Annotated in this window: 16 protein-coding genes and 2 pseudogenes; 12 read left to right on the top strand and 6 right to left on the bottom strand. The window is 59.0% G+C overall.

Annotated elements, in window-relative coordinates; all coding sequences use genetic code 11:
* Complete coding sequence (locus GWQ22_RS13460) at nt 1-903, bottom strand: LysR family transcriptional regulator (RefSeq protein WP_042034591.1); 903 nt, start codon at nt 901-903, stop codon at nt 1-3.
* A gap of 110 nt (nt 904-1013) precedes the next feature.
* Here GWQ22_RS13460 and GWQ22_RS13455 point away from each other — a divergent pair, with 110 nt between their 5' ends.
* The 4 genes from GWQ22_RS13455 (at nt 1014) to GWQ22_RS13440 (ending at nt 4018) form a co-directional block, all read left to right on the top strand.
* Entirely contained in the window at nt 1014-1574 is a 561-nt protein-coding gene (locus GWQ22_RS13455; RefSeq protein WP_108536463.1) for a YceI family protein, read from the top strand.
* On the top strand, nt 1574-2311 hold the full coding sequence (locus GWQ22_RS13450) for a hypothetical protein (RefSeq protein ID WP_275930607.1): 738 nt from the start codon (nt 1574-1576) through the stop codon (nt 2309-2311). Before GWQ22_RS13455 ends, GWQ22_RS13450 begins: the two co-directional genes overlap by 1 nt.
* 188 nt (nt 2312-2499) lie before the next feature.
* Entirely contained in the window at nt 2500-3621 is a 1122-nt protein-coding gene (locus GWQ22_RS13445) for an adenosylhomocysteinase (protein WP_275930606.1), read from the top strand.
* Between the two features lie 88 nt (nt 3622-3709).
* A complete protein-coding gene (locus GWQ22_RS13440) occupies nt 3710-4018 on the top strand; it encodes a SelT/SelW/SelH family protein (protein ID WP_042034586.1) in 309 nt (102 codons plus the stop codon).
* Nucleotides 4019-4132: 114 nt separating this feature from the next.
* Here GWQ22_RS13440 and pepT read toward each other — a convergent pair whose 3' ends face one another.
* Nucleotides 4133-5356 (bottom strand): peptidase T, encoded by a 1224-nt coding sequence (gene pepT, locus GWQ22_RS13435; protein WP_275930605.1) that lies wholly within the window; start codon nt 5354-5356, stop codon nt 4133-4135.
* 595 nt (nt 5357-5951) lie between these two features.
* Nucleotides 5952-6407: a hypothetical protein gene (locus GWQ22_RS13430; RefSeq protein WP_275930604.1), complete on the bottom strand. Its 456-nt coding sequence runs from the start codon at nt 6405-6407 to the stop codon at nt 5952-5954.
* Between the two features lie 27 nt (nt 6408-6434).
* On the opposite strand from GWQ22_RS13430, the gene speA reads away from it, so the two are divergent.
* The gene (speA, locus tag GWQ22_RS13425; protein WP_275930603.1) at nt 6435-8336 is read left to right on the top strand and encodes a biosynthetic arginine decarboxylase; all 1902 of its coding nucleotides are present in this window, start codon (nt 6435-6437) and stop codon (nt 8334-8336) included.
* Nucleotides 8337-8622: 286 nt separating this feature from the next.
* On the top strand, nt 8623-8811 hold the full coding sequence (locus GWQ22_RS13420) for a hypothetical protein (RefSeq protein ID WP_275930602.1): 189 nt from the start codon (nt 8623-8625) through the stop codon (nt 8809-8811).
* Between the two features lie 61 nt (nt 8812-8872).
* Here the strand turns inward: GWQ22_RS13420 and GWQ22_RS13415 are convergent, their stop codons facing one another.
* Complete coding sequence (locus GWQ22_RS13415) at nt 8873-9163, bottom strand: hypothetical protein (protein ID WP_042034582.1); 291 nt, start codon at nt 9161-9163, stop codon at nt 8873-8875.
* 468 nt (nt 9164-9631) lie between these two features.
* Entirely contained in the window at nt 9632-10927 is a 1296-nt protein-coding gene (locus GWQ22_RS13410) for an amino acid permease (RefSeq protein WP_042034580.1), read from the bottom strand.
* A gap of 249 nt (nt 10928-11176) precedes the next feature.
* Here GWQ22_RS13410 and GWQ22_RS13405 point away from each other — a divergent pair, with 249 nt between their 5' ends.
* The 6 genes and pseudogenes from GWQ22_RS13405 to GWQ22_RS13380 all read left to right on the top strand — a co-directional run.
* The gene (locus tag GWQ22_RS13405; RefSeq protein ID WP_042034579.1) at nt 11177-11560 is read left to right on the top strand and encodes a RidA family protein; all 384 of its coding nucleotides are present in this window, start codon (nt 11177-11179) and stop codon (nt 11558-11560) included.
* A 22-nt stretch (nt 11561-11582) separates the two neighbouring features.
* Nucleotides 11583-12872 (top strand): L-serine ammonia-lyase, iron-sulfur-dependent, subunit alpha, encoded by a 1290-nt coding sequence (locus tag GWQ22_RS13400; protein ID WP_212512402.1) that lies wholly within the window; start codon nt 11583-11585, stop codon nt 12870-12872.
* A 55-nt stretch (nt 12873-12927) separates the two neighbouring features.
* A complete protein-coding gene (locus GWQ22_RS13395) occupies nt 12928-13581 on the top strand; it encodes a PAS domain-containing protein (protein WP_275930601.1) in 654 nt (217 codons plus the stop codon).
* A gap of 153 nt (nt 13582-13734) precedes the next feature.
* Entirely contained in the window at nt 13735-14331 is a 597-nt protein-coding gene (locus tag GWQ22_RS13390) for a histidine phosphatase family protein (RefSeq protein ID WP_275930600.1), read from the top strand.
* A 93-nt stretch (nt 14332-14424) separates the two neighbouring features.
* Nucleotides 14425-14868, top strand: a complete 444-nt coding sequence (locus GWQ22_RS13385) for a hypothetical protein (protein WP_275930599.1) — start codon at nt 14425-14427, stop codon at nt 14866-14868.
* 169 nt (nt 14869-15037) lie between these two features.
* Nucleotides 15038-15256: pseudogene (locus tag GWQ22_RS13380) on the top strand (IS5/IS1182 family transposase); the annotation flags it as partial.
* Nucleotides 15257-15369: 113 nt separating this feature from the next.
* Here GWQ22_RS13380 and GWQ22_RS13375 read toward each other — a convergent pair.
* Nucleotides 15370-17229, bottom strand: a pseudogene (locus GWQ22_RS13375) (DUF3427 domain-containing protein); the annotation flags it as partial.
* Between the last annotated feature and the right edge of the window lie 128 nt (nt 17230-17357).

Genomic DNA, 17357 nt, shown 5'->3' with positions numbered 1-17357 from the left:
TTATTCTTTGCGATCCCAATAGTGGGGGGCGAGATAACGCTCCTGCACGAATTCGATGAAACAGCGCACCTTGGCCGACACGAAACGGCGGTGCGGATAGAGGGCATAGAGCCCCACCTGCCCCTTCTCCCACTTCGGCAGCAGTGACACCAGCGCCCCCGAGCGCAGTGCATCGCCGACGATGAAGGTGGGCTGCAATATGATGCCCTGATGATCGCAGGCGGCCCGGGTCAGGGCCACACCGTTGTTGGCGCGAAGCGACCCCTGCGGGCGAATGCTCAGCTGCTCACCATCCCGTTTGAAGACCCAGTCCGGCTGGGTCAGGGTGTAGATGAGGCAGTCGTGTTGCTTGAGATCCTCCGGGCTCTCTGGCGCGCCCTTGCGGGCCAGGTAGGCGGGGCTGGCACACACCTCCAGCTTCATCATGGCCAGCGGTTTGGCCACCAGAGAGGAGTCTGGCAGGTTGCCGATGCGCAGCGCCAGATCGAACCCCTCTTCCACCAGGGCCACTCGCCGGTCGCTGTACTCTATCTCCAGCTTCAGGTCCGGGAAGCGTTCACGAAACAGCGGCAGGGCGGGGGAGAGGTGCAGGTAGCCAAAGTCCATCGGCACCGATAGCTTGAGGGTGCCCTGAGGCTGCTGGTTGTTGCGGGTGAGCTGGCTGTGGGTCTCTTCCAGCTCTGCCAGCAGGGCCTGGGATCGCTGGTAGTAGAACTGGCCCGCCTCTGTGGGGTTGACCTGACGGGTGGTGCGCGACAGCAGACGGGTGGAGAGGGACTCCTCCAGCTGCTGCATCAGCTTGGAGGCCATGGCGACCGAGATGCCGAGCTGGTTGGCGGCCTTGGTAAAACTCTGACACTCCACCACCTTGATGAAGGTGCGCATGGCGGCTATCTGGTCCATCTTTCACTCTCAGTTGATAATTATTTTAATAAATCGCTGATTATCTATTCCGCTATGGAGGTTAGCATCTTGGTTGTTGTTGTGAACCCCCAATATGAAGGAACGAACGGATGAAAATGACCAAGGCCCTGCTGGCCTCCTGCCTGTTTATGGCAGCCCCCCTGATGGCGGCTGATTACGATGTCGATGCGGCTCACACCACTGTCCAGTTCAAGGTGGGGCACCTCGGCTTCTCCGAGCTGGTCGGTCGTTTCAACACCTTCAGCGGCACCTTCAGCATGGACGATGCCAATCCGGCTGCGGCCAGGGCGAGCTTCGAAGTGGATGCCGCCAGCGTGGACTCCAACCACGAAGCCCGCGACAAACACTTGCGCAGCCCTGATTTTCTGGACGTGAAGCAGTATCCCAAGATGACCTTCGTCAGCTCTGCTTATGAGGGCACCACGGATAAAGGCGTACTGAAAGGGACCCTGACCTTGCACGGCGTCTCCAAAGAGGTGGCCTTCGATCTGGTCAAGATCGGCGAGGGCAAGGATCCTTGGGGCGGCTATCGCAGCGGCTTCAACGCCTCCGCCACCATCAAGCGCAGTGACTTCGGTGTGAGCTACATGTTGCCCGGCATTCCGGACGAGATGAGTATCAACCTGTTCGTCGAAGGCGTGCGCAAGTAATGGGCGCAGCACTCCTGCTACAAACCCTGGCGGCTCCTTTAGGGGCCGCTTTGCTGTCATGGCGCTGGCCGCGACTGGGGTATCTGTGGGGCGCTCTGGCGCTCTGGCTGGTGGGCTGCCTGCTGGGTGGCGCCTATGGGCTGCCAGCCAAGGCGTGGCAATGGCTGCCGCTGATCCTGCTGGTGCCGGCGATTGCGGCGCAACTGGCGGACAAGCGGGCCGTGTTGTTGCTGTTCGCGGCGCTCTCCGCTCTGGTGTGGTGGCAGGGGATGGCCTCTGTGCTGAGCAGTGAGCCGCGCATCTGGCTGGCATTGCTGCCCGCCATCGCCTGGTTGGGGTGGACCGAGCTGCGTGGTGACTGCCGCGAAGGGCTGGGCTTTGCCCTTGGCTTCATCTGGCTGGCGCTGGTGATCGGCATCGACGGCAGCTTGCTGATTGCCCAGTTGGCGGGTGCCCTGGCTGCCTTTGCCGGTTTCCGCGCCCTGCTCGGCGCCTTTGCCGGCATTAAGGCGGCGCCTGCCGCGCTCGGGTTGGCACTGGCCTTCATGCAGATGCTCGCCTGGCAATACGTGGAAGTGCCGCTTGCGGTCTTGCTGCCGGTCTGGCTGTTGCCACTGCTGGAGTGGGCCTTACGCAACAAGCCCTGGATCCAGCGTTGGGTTGTGCTGATCCTGCTGGCGGGAGTGGGCACTGGATTGAGTCTGTGGAAGGTGTGGCCAGAGGCCTCTTTGTACTGATTTTTAGCATAAAAAACAGTCGATTAACCCGAAAGTTGACGACTTCGTCATAGACTGTATAGATAAAGATTGAGCCCCCCTGTGGATTCAGATAAAAAGGTTTTTCAATTATCTGGACACACAAACAGAACCCGGTGATACCGGGTTCTGTTTGCCTGCTTGTTTGCGGCGCGCTAAGGAGGCCACAGTTGCGCAGTCAAGGATCTGAGCATCTGTTTTTTCGCCATTTCACCGAGCAGGGCCGCCTCGAGGGTCTCTGTATCCTGCTGGTTACCCACCTGCTTCCCGATCGCCCCCAGTTTATCCAGGCCCTCGATCACATCGGGCGGATCGGCGCCATCCTGCCCAAACCCAAGTCAGTGCACGGCCCGACCCTGACCTGGGCCCAGCAGCATTACCCCGTGCTGCCGCTTAACCGCCAGTGGACCAATACGCCGCAGGGGGTGATAGAGCACATAGCCCCCCTGGTGGCCCCCCATGAACGGCTGATTATTCTGGACATAGGTGGCTACTTTGCTAAAACCCAGGCGACCCTGAGCGAGTATTTCGGCTCCCGTTTCCTCGGGGTGGTGGAGATGACCGAAAACGGCCATCAGCGCTACCAACAGGAGGTGCTGGTGACCCCTGTCATCTCGGTGGCGCGCAGCCCCCTCAAGCAGGCCGAGGATATCCAGATTGGTCTGAGCGTGGTCTACTCCGCCGAGTCGTTGGCACGTACGCTCAACCGCACCTTCAACGTCTGTCAGGCCGCTCTGTTCGGCTATGGCAAGGTGGGGCGCAGCATCGCCCGCGAGCTCAGGTGCCGCAACCTGCATCTGGAGCTGGTGGAGACAGACGTGCTGCGTCAGGTGGAGGCGCTCTCCCACGGCTTCAAGCTGGTGGGCAAGGCCGAGGCGCTCAGTCGGGCCGAGCTGGTGATCTGCTCCACCGGCAACGGTGTGCTGGACCTGGCCGATCTGCAGCAGTTGCGCCCTGGCGCCATGCTGGCCTCGGTCACCTCGGCCGATGACGAATTCGCATTTTGTCTCTCTCGGCTGCCCTGGCCGAGCGAGGAGGTGTGCCCCCATGTGCTGGCACTGACTCGGCCCGATGGCAGCACCATCTTCCTGCTCAACCGGGGGGAGGCGGTCAATTTCGTCCACGGCGCTGTCATCGGCGAATATGTCTATCTGGTGTTGGCGGAGATCATCGAAGGGGTGCGCCAGCTGGCGCAGCAACCCCTGGCCCCTGGCCTGTTCGATCTGCCGCAGTCGACCATGCGTACCATAGCCCGTCACTGGCTAAACGATTTCCACGGGGTCAGCCAGTGAGCCAGGCTGCACTCTTGGCTATAGCAGCAGACATGGCGGGTCATCATTATCCCCCTTCCCCGCTGGCCGGTTTGTATGGAGTCACCCAATGACAGAGTCGTTAATCCCCATCAGCAAGCCCCGCATCGAGATCCGCTACTGCACCCTCTGTCGCTGGATGCTGCGCGCCGCCTGGCTGGCGCAGGAGCTGCTCTCAACCTTCGACAGCGATCTTGGCGAAGTGGCGCTGGTGCCCGCCAGCAAGGGGGAGTTCCGTATTCTGGTAAATGGCGTGCTGGTGTGGGACCGGGTGGCTGACGAGGGCTTCCCCGAGGCCAAAGAGATCAAGCAGCGGGTGCGCGATGTCATCGCCCCACAGCGGGATCTGGGCCACTCGGATCGCAAGGCGGCCGAGTAGCGTCAACTTGGCATATCGCCTGCAAAGGTTGCCAGCAATATAGAAAAAGGAGAGGGAGGCCATGGCCTCCCTCTCCTTGTTTAGTTTCCCGCCTGCGGGGATGTGGCAATAACCTTATGCGCGCCAGGCGGAGGTGAGGCGCACCAGCTCCACCAGGGTGGCGACCGCTTTTTCCATGGATTGCAACGGGATGAACTCGTGCTTGCCGTGGAAGTTGTGGCCACCGGTGAAGAGGTTGGGGCAGGGCAGGCCCATAAAGGAGAGGCGGGCACCGTCGGTACCGCCGCGGATCGGCTTGATCTTGGGCTCCACGTCTGCGGCCTCCATGGCGGCGCGGGCCAGCTCGACTATGTGCATGTGCGGCTCAATCTGGCTGCGCATATTGTGGTAGCTGTCAGTCAGGGTCAGCTCGATGCGGGCCTTGGGATACTCGGCCTGCATGGCGGCGACCCGGCTCTGCATCTCGGCCTTGCGCGCGGCGAAATGTTCGTCGTCGAAGTCACGGATGATGTAGTGCAGGGTGCTCTCCTCCACGGTGCCGCTCATCTGGGCCAGATGGAAGAAGCCCTCATACCCGTCGGTGCACTCCGGGGTCTGCCCGGCGGGCATGGCGGCGTGGAAGCGGGCGGCCAGGGTCTGGCTGTTGATCATGCTGCCCTTGGCGGTGCCGGGGTGGACGTTGTTGCCGACAAAGCGCAGGTTGGCGCTGGCGGCGTTGAAATTTTCATACTCCAGCTCCCCCAGTTCGCCGCCATCCACGGTATAGGCCCAGCGAGCCGGGAAGCGGTCCAGCGGGAAGCGATCTGCGCCGCGGCCGATCTCCTCGTCCGGAGTGAAGCCGACCCAGACGTCGCCACGGGGGATCTCGGGGTGGGCCTGCAGATGGGCGATGGCGCTGAGGATCTCGGCGATGCCCGCCTTGTCATCGGCGCCCAGCAGTGTGGTGCCGTCGGTGGTGATGAGATCCTGGCCCAGATAGTTTTTCAGGAAACGGTAGTCACGGATGGCGAGCACCTCATCCCCCTTGCCCAGACAAATGTCCCCTCCCTGATAGTGCTCGATAAGCTGGGGGACCACCTGCTCGGCTTCGTAGTCGGCGGTATCCATGTGGGCAATCAGGCCGATGGCGGGGGCATCCGGCTGGTTGCCCGGCAGGCAGCCGGTGAGGTAGCCGTGCTCGTCCAGGGTGACCCGGGTCAGCCCCATCTGCTGCATCTCATCTTGCAGGGCACGGGCGAAGATCAGCTGGCCTTCGCTGCTGGGGCAGGCGGGATTGGTCGCATCGGAGCGGGTATGAAACGTCACGTAACGCAAAAAGCGCTCAAGCAGGGTATCCATTGGCAAGCCTCAAACCTGTGATGAAGGACCATTGTGGTCAATCTTGCCGGGGCGCTTATTGCGTCAGCGCAGTTTTTGTCACATTTTTTGGCGAAGATGTGGTGTGAAGCGTGTAAGGTAGAGCAAGCGGTGGCTAGTGATATTCTACGTAGAATAAAATAACGATAAATCTGCATTTTTAAGCGTGTTGTCATTAGGCCCTATGAGATGTGCGGCGGGGTGCCACAAGGGCTCTGCCCGAGGGGGCCAATCCCGCGCTATTTTCAGGGGCAAGAATGACCTGCGGGTGAGCCTCGGCATCCCAGTGCCAGCCTCATCGGCAGCAAGATTTGATCGCCTTATTAAAAGCAGTTTTTGAACACTATTTTTTATTGTCACCGCTGGCGGTAAGTGTGTACACTCCGCGCCGATCCAAGGGTAACCCTGAAGCAGGCAGAGGCCGCCAGAAACCTGAAAGATCATACGCCTATAGGGCGAGGCACGCAGAAACGACAGACACTGCTGGGGTATGGTTTCTTTAATACCGGTTAGGCTCCGGTATCAGGGAGAACAACGGACACTCATTATCCATCTGACCGAGTGAGCCAATGGCTCATCATCTTCCCTTGTCATGGGCGGTCACGGGTATTGGGTTGGGCTGTGGTCGTGGTCGTCTATCAACACGCTTGCGTGCTGGCGCCCTCGCTTTCTTCTTTGAAACCTCCCTTGTCGTCGTGATGCTGCCGAATGATGAACTGACGGCGTGGCTGATGTCGTCTGTCATCAAAGTACCGCGGCGCTGTTTGCGCAGCACCGCATACCGTTGAGCTTGATGTAAAGCCACCAGCCCCACATCAAGACTCGTTACTTCCCAAAATCCACCAGGCAGCCACAGGCTTGCCGCGATGTGCAAAGAGATGGTCTGGATGTGACAGCGAGTCACGGTCGAGGTCAAGCGGCCCTGCGCCGCGGGCTCAGACAGATGACTTTCCAGACTCCAGCAGGCAGCGTTGGCTCGCCACGCTTTGCACGAGATGGTCTGGATGTGATTGAGGGTAACGAAGGCGGCCACTGGCCGCTCATTTGCGAGGCATAGCCCATGACTAACTGGTCCAGCAAGGACTCCTTGAAGGTCTACAACGTTCCCTACTGGGGTGCGGGTTTTTTCAACATCAATGACGCCGGTCATGTGACCGTCGCGCCCGACAAATCACGCCCTGACGCACACATCGTCATCTCTGATGCTATCGAACAGTTGCGTCAGTCCGGGCTGACCACCCCCGTGTTGCTGCGCTTCCCTGACATCCTCAAGAGTCGGGTCGATGCGCTGTTCAACGCCTTTGGTCAGGCCATCGAGAAGTCAGGCTATGAAGGGGACTACCTCTGTGTTTACCCGATCAAGGTAAACCAGCAGAGTCGTGTCATCGAGACCATCAGCCAGTCCTACAGCGACAAGCCCCGGCTTGGCCTGGAAGCTGGTTCCAAACCGGAACTGCTGGCCGTGCTGTCCCATCACCATGAGCAAGGCTCGGTGATCGTCTGCAACGGTTACAAAGACCGCGAATATATCCGCCACGCCCTCTTGGGCAACCTGATGGGCCACAAGGTCTATATCGTGGTGGAAAAACCCTCTGAACTGGAAATGGTGCTGGACGAGTCAGCTCGCCTCAACATCAAGCCCAACATAGGGGTGCGCGCCAAGCTTGCCTCCACCGGCTCCGGCATGTGGGAATCGAGCGGCGGCTCCATGTCCAAATTTGGCCTCTCTGCCTCCCAGATCCTGGCGCTGGTCGAGCGTCTGCGCAGTGTCGGCAAGCTGGATTGCCTGCAACTGCTGCACTTCCATCTGGGCTCCCAGATCGCCAACATCCGTGACATTCAGGGCGGGATCCGCGAGTGCGGCCGCTTCTATTCCGAGTTGCGTCGCTTGGGCGTGCCCGTCGACGTGGTCGACGTGGGGGGTGGTTTGGGTGTGGACTATGAGGGCACCCGCTCCCAGAGTCACTGCTCCGCCAACTACAGCCTGTCCGAGTACGCCAACAACGTGGTGTGGGGCATAGGCGATGTGTGCCGCGAGTTTGACCTGCCGCACCCGACCATCATCAGCGAGTCCGGCCGTGCCCTGACCGCTCACCACGCCGTGCTGGTCACCAATCTGATTGGTGCCGAAGGGGTGGAGATGAGCGACATCAGCGCGCCGGATGACGACGCCCCCACCATTTTGCAGAACATGTGGAAAGGCTGGCTGGATCTTCGCAGCGAAGACCCCTCCCTGCTGGAGATCTTCCACGACTCGGTGGCGGATCTGGGCGATGTGAACACCCAGTACACCATGGGCCTGCTCAACCTGGAGCAACGTGCCTGGGCCGAGATGCTGCACCAGAACACCTGTCTGACGCTCAAAGAGCTGCTCAACCCGGTCAACCGCAACCACCGCGCCTTGGCTGACGAGCTCTCCGAGAAACTGGCCGACAAGTGTTTTGCCAACTTCTCCCTGTTCCAGTCCCTGCCGGATGCCTGGGGTATCGGTCAGGTGTTCCCGGTGATGCCGCTGACCGGTCTCGATCGTCCGCTCACTCGTCGTGGCATCCTGATGGACATCACCTGCGACTCGGACGGTCAGGTAGAGCACTACGTCGACGGTCTGGGTGTCGAGAGCACGCTGCCGATGCCGGAGTACGCCGAGAACGAAGTGTGCCACGTCGGCTTCTTCCTGGTCGGTGCCTATCAGGAGATCCTGGGGGATCTGCACAACCTGTTCGGTGACACTCACTGCGCGGAAGTGTGTCTCGATGAAGAGGGCAAGATGGAGATTCGCAATGTGGTGCGCGGCGATACCGTCGATCAGCTGCTGCGTTACGTCAACATCGACCCCTCCGTCATTCGCGAGAACTATCAGCGCATCGTCTCCCACCCGGTGCTGGACGACGCGACCCGCAAAGCCCTGCTCGACGAGCTGGAGCTGGGTCTGCAAGGCTACGCCTATCTGGAAGACGAATAAGCCTCAGGCTTGTTCGCCCCGTCGGTGGAAACAAAAAGACGGGAATGAAAAAACGGCGCCTTCGGGCGCCGTTGTTGTTGATGGCATCCTCCTCTTCTTGAGGGCGGGATGCGGGGCGGCCAGCGTCATATGACGAGTGGCGGCGGGCCGTGCGCGGCTCGGGGCCCGGTGCCGGCAGATATCGGTCTCACTCCGCCTCTTCTCTTGATCTGCATCAAGCCTGACGCGGGCGGGGTATTTTACGGTCAGGAGTGATGTGGGTGACTGGTAACAAAAGGATGTGAAGATGGAACTGGAAAGGGACCCGAGATGCTATACCGACCTCTGTATCGACGGTAAGTGGTATCACTATGACCACTGCAGCACACATGTCTATATGCTGATGGGGGGCGCGGCACCGAGACTGGAGCTGACCCATGAGCCCAGCAGCGAGGAGGAGCTGATCACCATGCTCCAGCAACTGGCCCGCCTCTGAGCAGGGCTGTCTCATGGCCATCGGGCAGTGCGCCGCGATGGCCACCTTCTGTTTTTTCCTGTCAGCCGTTCGCCTTGCGGCCAAACAGTTTCTTGCCCATCTCCATCAGGGCGGTCGCCGCGGCGTAGCTGCTGTCTGACTTGCCAATCTCATCGGCCACGTAGAGGAAGTTGGATCGGTACTTCTCCACCGCCTCTTCCCGGCTGTGAGCATCGATAAAATCCTCTTCCACCTCGAATCCCTGTGCCAGCAGCGCCTCTTTCTCAATCAGAAAAGTGGGGGAGGCCATGTCGACAAAGGTGTATTGCTGCCGGTTGGATGCCGGGACGGTAAAAAACTGGTATCTAGCCATCTGCGATTCCTCGCCTGAACGGGTGATAAATGATGTGACCTTCTGCTCGCCGAACTGTCCCCCTGGCCATCTCATCAAGGCGCTAAAAAGTAACGTTCGAGTCTTTTTTGTCGTTCGAGCCTACCCGGTCCCACTTGGGGGCGCAAGGGGTACATGGGCCTTGTTTGCCAGACAACGCCATGGCGCCGCACGAGCCGCATCGCTAAAAAACCAGCCTTATCAGGGGGCTGGCGGCAAGGTTGTCGAACCCGCTATCAACCGGCGTCAGAGCACTGAGTGCTACACCCCGCAGGGGCGTGCACCGCGATGGCGGGATATGACCCTGAGCCGACAACGTCCGCTGACACAGGGGGGCAAGTGGTGATGTGTCGGTGCAGGCCGGGGTGGTATGAGTCAGACAAACCGGGCCCCGGAGAGGGGGCCCGTTATTGGGCGAACAGCGGGCCACGCGGCCCGGTTGGCGGCGGGTCAGTTGAACGCCAGGAAGGGCGAGACGCAGAGCAGCAGGCCGGTGACGATGATGATGTAGAGGGAGGCGCCCTTGTACTTGTGCAGCGCCGGTACCTGATAGACCAGATAGGCCGGGATGAGGCAACCCACCATGCCGAAGATGGGGCTGCAGATGGAGGTGAAGCTCAGCACGGGGGCGTTGAGCACAATAGCGCCCCAAGAGAGCAGCACGGTGAACAGCATGATGCCGCGACCCACCACTCCCTTGTTGATGCGCTCTTCCGGCATCACCCGGCGCAGCAGGTTCATGGCCAGCCCCTGACAGGCTTCACGAAAGCCCAGGTAGACGCCGAAGTAGGCGGTCATCACCGCGAAGATGTTAAGGGTCAGGCTGAGCAGCTTGAGGGTCTGGCCCGGCATGCCTTGCGCCACCATGGCCAACGCCGAGATGTTCTCTTCAGAGGCTTTGACCGCCTGCTCGTGGCCCATGGCCAGGGTGAAGGAGATGGCGTAGAAGAAGACCACCACGAACAGGATGCCGAAGGCGATGTTCATGGCGCGCATCGCCTTGAAGCGGGCCACTTCCAGCGACTTCTCCCGCGAGCGGTAGGAGATCACCATGGGGCTCAGGCTCTGGATAAAGAGGATGGAGGTGAGGGTAAAGGGCAGCATGATGATGGCGTCCTTCATCCAGTCACCGGCTGCCGGCATGGCGGTGATGTTGGCCGCATCCCACTTGTCGACCATCATGAGGCCGAGCAAGGCCACCACGCTGATCTTGGTCAGCACCATGAAGGTGGAGATCTTGAACAGCAGGTTCTCGCCGCGCGACGCCAGCGCCACCAGACCGCAGATCAGCACCAGACCGTAGAAGGGGTTCTCGGAGAGCAGGTGGCGGGTCACGCCGAAACTCTGCAGGAAGGAGGCGCTGTCATTGGTGATGGCGGTGGAGTAGACGAACACCCAGATCACCAGCATCACGAAGTAGAGGGCGCCGAGCAGCATGCCCCAGTTCTTGCCGAGGTAGCCCGTAATCACGCTGGGGTAATCCTTGCACTCGGGCGAGGTGGCCAGGGTATTGATGAAGAGGCGCTGGAACATGTACATGGCCGGGTAGCCGATCACCGCCGACAGCAGAAAGACCCACAACCCCATCAGCCCCACCTGTACCGGCAAAAAGACGATCCCCGCACCGATGGCCATGCCGATGCTCATGATGATCCAGCCCCAGTCGGTGCTGTCAAAACGAACTGCTTCTTTCCATTCCAGCGTGCCCGTGGCGGGCCCGGTGAGTGTCGTGCTGTGAGCGTCCATGGTTGACCTTGTTGTTATATGAGTGATTATTGGCGCAAATATAGTTGAATAAAAAGCCCTAAACAATGGCGGGTTTCTCCCAGTGGTTCAAATCGGAATGGCGCTCACAGTTTCTGTTAATACGGCGTTATCGCGCAAAAATCGGCTTTAAATTTATAAAATAGTTGAACGAATGGTTTTAAAAGCAAATAATGTTGCATGAAATAAGTTTCGCGAGTTCAACATTATTTGAATGCAAGTGGAGGCCATATGAAAACCATCATAACATCAGCCGCAGCACCCGATGCCATCGGTCCCTACAGTCATGGCACCGCCTATGGCGATCTCATCTTTACCTCCGGCCAGCTGCCGGTGTGCAAGCAGCTGGGCGGCGTGGTGGAGGGGGGGATCGCAGCCCAGACCCGCCAATCGCTGGAAAACCTGAGATCCGTGCTGGAAGCGGCCGGTGGCAGCCTGGATACCGTGCTCAAGACCACCTGTTATCTGGCAGAGATCAGCGATTTTGCCCAGTTCAATGCCGTCTACAAAGACTATTTCCAGAAAGATTGCCCGGCCCGCAGCTGCTTTGCAGTGAAGGATCTGCCGATGGGCGTCAAGGTTGAAATCGAAGCGATCGCCCATATCGCCCGTTAATGCTGATAAAAAGGTCCCGGTAATGAAGCAAGCATGGCAGCAGTATCTGCAGATTATTCAACAGGTTGTCAAACCGGCCTTGGGGTGTACCGAGCCCATCGCCGCCGCTTATGCCGCCGCCGTCGCGGCTCGGCAGCTGGGCTGTGAAGCCCGGCGCATCGAGGTCGTGGTGTCGGATAATCTCTACAAGAACTCCATGGGGGTCTATGTACCGGGTACCGGCAAGATAGGGCTGGCCATCGCTGCCGCCGCCGGTGCCATCGGCGGCAAGGCCGATGCCGGACTGGAGGTGCTGGCCGCCATCACCCCGGAGCAGGTTGCCCGTGCCCAGAGCCTGATCGATGCCGGCGGCGTTCAGGTCAGCCGCACCGAGGCTCCCGAGTTCATCTACTGCCGTGTGACCCTGTTTGGGTGCGATGAGAAGGGGGAGGAGCACAGCGCCGCCGTGACCCTGTGCGGCGGTCATACCCGCATCGTCGAGCAGCGCCGCGATGGCGAGGTGACCTTTGTCGCCGATGAGAGCCTGCGGGGTGCCACTGGCGCCATCTGTGACGGTGTTGACATCAGCATCGCTGCCATCCATGCGTTCGCTACCCAGGTGGAATTTGAGCAGATCCGCTTCATCCTCCAGGCCTCCGAGCTCAACGGCAAGCTCTCCGACGAGGGGATGAAGCACCCCTATGGCCTGGAGATAGGGCGCACCATGCAAAAGAGCATCCGCGCCGGCTTCATCGGCGAGGATGTGATGAACCGCATCGTGATGCTTACCGCCGCCGCCTCCGACGCCCGCATGGGGGGCGCCAGCCTGCCAGCCATGAGCAACTTCGGTAGCGGGAATCAGGGCATCGCCGCCACTATTCCCGTGGTGGTGATCGCCGAGCGTTACGGCGCCAGCGAGGAGCAGTTGGCGCGGGCTCTTATCATGAGCCACCTGGGGGCCATCTACATCAAGTCCCACTATCCCCCCTTGTCGGCGTTTTGTGGCAATACGGTCACCAGCGCGGCGGCCGCCATGGCCATGGTCTATCTGGCGGGCGGCAGCCTGGCGCAATCCTGCCACGCCATCCAGAACGTGCTGAGCGACAGCGCCGGCATGGTGTGTGACGGCGCGAAAGCCTCCTGCGCCATGAAGGTGAGCACCTCCTCCGGCGCGGCCGTGCGCGGTTTCCTGATGGCCATCAACAGCCACTCGGTGTCCGGGCAGGGGATCGTCTCGCACGATGTCGAGCAAACTATCAAAAATATCGGGCAGATGGTAAAAGACGGCATGTCTGCCACAGACACCACCATTATTGACATCATGTCTGCTTGATCACGTGACCTGGCTGCTGCCGGTGACGGGCAGCAGCGTTACCATGAAGGCCCCCATGAAACTGCAAGAGCTGACCCCGACTGACTTCGAGATCCTCAAGGCGATGGAGATCATAGTGGACGGCATCGCCGCCATGTATGGCCAGCACACCGAGGTGCTGCTGCACAGCCTGGATGCGCGCAATCCTGCCATCATCAAGATTGCCAACGGCCATATCACGGGCCGCAGTGTCGGGGCCCCCATCACCAATCTGGCGATGATGAAGCTCAAGAGCGGGCAGGATATCTCCAGCCCCTACATGACCAGGTGTGCCACCGGCAAGACCCTGCGCTCCCTGACCACCGTCATTCGCAATGGTGAGGGGCAGGCCATCGGGCTGCTCTGCATCAACACCGACATGGACGCCCCGCTGCAATCCGTGTTGCGTACCATGATGCCCGAGTGCCTACAGCACCATGAGCCGAGCACCACGCCGGAAGTCTTTGCCCGCAACATAGACGAGGCCCTCAACAGCACCATAGACACCGTCAATGCCGAGGTGCGTGGCAACGACGCCGTGCCCCCGTCCCAGAAGACCCGGGTCATGGTCAAGCAGCTGCATGATCTGGGGATCTTCGAGCTCAAAGACAGTGCCCAGATAGCTGCCCGCCAGCTCGATATCTCGGTGCACTCCATCTACCGCTATCTGCGGGAGATCAAGAAGGGCTGAGCCGGCTCACCCCGGCTGCTTTGGCAGCAAACGGGTCAGCCGTGCCCCGTTTTTACGCCCGGTTTTGCCTCCCTGTTTGCGTCATCCCCCGTGTTCATCTGCTATCATCGTCCCCCTTCATTTTTCTATCTATTTGAACGTGCAGGAGAAACCATGTCTCGACTCATCTATCTGCTGCGCCACGGCCAGACCCGCTATAACGCCGAGCTGCGGTTGCAAGGACGCTGCAACTCGGACCTGACCCCCAAAGGGGAGGCGCAAGCCACCGCCATGGGCGCTCGCCTGCGCGACCTGCTGGATGACCCCACCCGCTGGACACTCTACGCCAGCCCCCTCGGCCGTGCCCGGCAGACGGCGCATCTGGTGTGTCAGCAGCTTGGGCTCGATAGCGATCGCATCGTCTGGGACGAACGGCTGGTGGAGCTGGGCATGGGGGAGTGGGAGAGTCGCCGGGTGCCCGAGCTGCTGGCGGCCCACCCCGAGCTCGACCTCGAGCAGCCAGACTGGTATCTGCAGGCCCCTGATGGCGAGACTTTTCAGAGCATTCAGCGCCGGGCCCAGGCGTGGCTGCAGGATGAGCGCATTGCCGAGCGCGCCATCGTGGTCTCCCACGGGCTGTTCGGCGCCATGCTGCGCGGCGCCTATGCCGACCTCGACTACACCACCACCTGGCTGCAGGAGCTGCCGCAAGATGCCTTCTACCAGCTGCAGGACGGTCATATCACCCGCATTGCCTGCCAGTTGCCCTGAGGTTGCCACCATGCCATGGGCGATGGTGGAAAAATGGCGTGAATATTGCTGAGTATTGCCGTATGTCGAGAGATACAACGCAGAGAGGGCATAATGATCATCGGCGCGGCTCAATATCAATTGGTGCAACCATCGCAGGTTGCTGGGCAAAGTAGGGCCCAATTTGGTGAACAACAAAAAAGCATCAAGCTTGCTGAGGATAAGGTCACCCTGAACGGCAGTCATGATGACGCCTCTCCCACTTACGATCGGTCTGGTCTGGTCAGGAAGGTGCCGGAACGCAGCCTGACCCAGATCGCGTTGGAGCACTTGTCTGCGCAGCGAATTGGACTCAGCAAAGAGAAGATCGAGGAGCTCGAGCAGCAGAAGAAAGAGGTTGAGGCGAATACCGATCTATCCGACAAAGAACGCCAGAAGTTGCTGGCGGATCTCGACCTGCAGAAAGAGGCGCTGATCAAGGAGGCAATTGAGCGACGTCAGACCGGTGACGATGAAGAGCAACAATCCAATCCTTCTTCTGGCAATGCCGCTGAATAAAGATGCCATGGGCGGCAATAGTTTGCCGCTTTAATGTTTGCTCCATTTTCCCCGGTGGTCTTTTCCATTTTCGGCGGCGGGCTACACATACGGAAACCCGTCTTTGCCGCAGTTCAACACATCAGAACACCTTGTCGCGGCAAGATAAGGCATCTTATATCCCAGATTTCTGGTGATGCGAAAGGAAGGGCTGACGCACAGGAAGAAGGTCTCGAGGTATCACAGTCATTCACTGGCGAAGGCGGCAATGTATCGATTCAAGCCGTTGCTGGCGGGCAAAATCACTCTGCGAAGATACCACGGTCAAGTAGGAGAAGTGATGGCGTATGTGAGCGCGATAAACACACAGAACACCCGTGGTCAGCCTCTAGGACAGCCCCGAGTGTAGCGGTCACTTGGGGCTTTGGAAGTCATGGCCTGCTGACTGATTTAGGTAGCAATACCGTGCCGACATTAATGAAAACAGCTCGCAGATAGGCGAGCTGTTTTATCTAACCGGAGTTAGCCAACCGCCAGCTTTGCTGCTTCTTTCCACATGAAAGGTGGCATCGGAGTGGTGAGGCGCCATTTAATGTTCATTGGCTGGCTGCCGCTGTGGGAGATGTACTCCACCTCACCAAAGTTCACAAAGCCAAGGGTGCGGCCAAATTCATCTTTGCTCTGCTCACGGACGAACAAAAACAAGCGCTTACCTTCTGTTCTGTGTTGAATGTAACTCAGCCCCTTACCCCGCTCGGGGCGAGCGCTGTTTTGGCTTTGCCAATGGAACAGTGACTCGTTGATGGCGTAGTCGTGATAACGGGTGGTCGGGGAGAAGTGCTGCTCCGTTTTGTTCAGGGTCACGAACAGCAACTCGATATTTTGCTCTGCGATGACATACACCCCTTCGCGAGCAGTCGGTTGTTGCGCGAAGGTGGTCGCGCCAAAGCCAACCAGCACCTGCTCTCTGGCATATCGGGCATGCAGTTGCAGCGGATTACCGGGAAGGTCTGACATGGCTCGTTGCTCGTGCTGCACCCGGTTGATCAGCATGGGCAGCAGATCTGCCAGCTCGGCCCTTAACGCTGGTTGATTGAGTTGTTTCAGGCTGTGCGCCAAGGAGCTAAAGCCTGCGTTGGGGCCGCTCTGTTGCCAGAAGTCGTAATGGCACATCAAGGCCATGCGCTCATCGTGCTCACCCGTTAAGGTAAAGGCGTCTGCGACCAAGGTTTGTAAGAATTTCAAGTAATGGAGCGCATCGCAGCCCAATAGCCGGGTTTTGATGGCCCGAGTGTAGAGGGTTGATAACTTCTCATCGCTCATTTCAGAAATGGTATGGTTGTGGGCCTGTTTGACCAAGGAGCTCCAGTTACCGCGCTTGTAGATCTCTTCAAGGCTGATGTGAGGGTAAAACTTCAAAAAGTTCGCCAGCGTCAGCGGTAAATTACAGTCCTGCGAGAAACGGCGGATCAGGCCCATGAGTCGCGAGGTATTGAGGGTCGCCTTCTTGATATTGCTCAGAATTAACTCTTGGGTCTGTTTTGATAACTCGATACGGCAGCCCAAGGGGGCATGAGGGAAGCCCTGTTTGATTTCGTGGCTGATCGCTTTATTGGTTTTACCCACCAGTGCCCGGAATTTCTGGGCAAAGTCATACTCCGCGCGAGCATTGCCAACGAAATCCAACACGGTGCAGCACTCTTTATTGCTCGCCAGCCGTAGGCCGCGTCCTAATTGCTGCAAAAAGATAGTTAGGCTTTCCGTTGGTCGTAAAAACAGCAAGGTATCAACTTCCGGGATATCGACCCCTTCGTTGAAGATGTCTACTACGCAGAGAATATTGATAATCTTGTTGCGCAAAGCGTGTTGTTTACTATACCGCTCGTCTCTGTTATCGCTGGTGAGGATGTCTGCCTTGATGCCCTTTAGTAAAAATGCCTTGTACATAAAATCGGCATGTTCACGGCTCACACAAAATGCCAGCGCCTTGATATTGGTAATATCGGTGACGATCTCATCGAGGCTCTGGACTATTTTCTGCACCCGCTGCTGATTGTGGGTGTAGATATTGGTGAGCTCACTAATGTCATAGCGGCCATTTTTCCAAGCGACTTGGCGCAAGTCAGTATCATCATCGATACCAAAATATTGGAATGGACAGAGATGACGACGATTAATGGCCTCTGGCAAGCGGATCTCTGCTGCGATGACACCACAAAAGTCAGCGAGAATATCACCGCCATCATGGCGCTCTGGCGTCGCGGTCAATCCCAACAGAATGTGAGGTTCAAAGGCGGCGAGCAAACCACGATAACTGGCCGCCGCAATATGGTGAACCTCATCAATGACGATGTAATCGAAATAGTCTGGGCTAAGGCGCAACGTCTGTCTCTTGATCAGATCTTGATCCCCGAAGCCATCATCTCTTTGGCGGCAATAAAGCCGTCCAGTTTACTTTGCAGTGTTTGCCAGCCTTCCCAGAGTGAGCTCCAGCCTGCAATCCCTGTTCG

The sequence above is a fragment of the Aeromonas sp. 1HA1 genome, assembly GCF_029237385.1.
GTDB lineage: Bacteria > Pseudomonadota > Gammaproteobacteria > Enterobacterales > Aeromonadaceae > Aeromonas > Aeromonas popoffii.
This window is presented reverse-complemented; position numbering and strand designations above follow the sequence as displayed.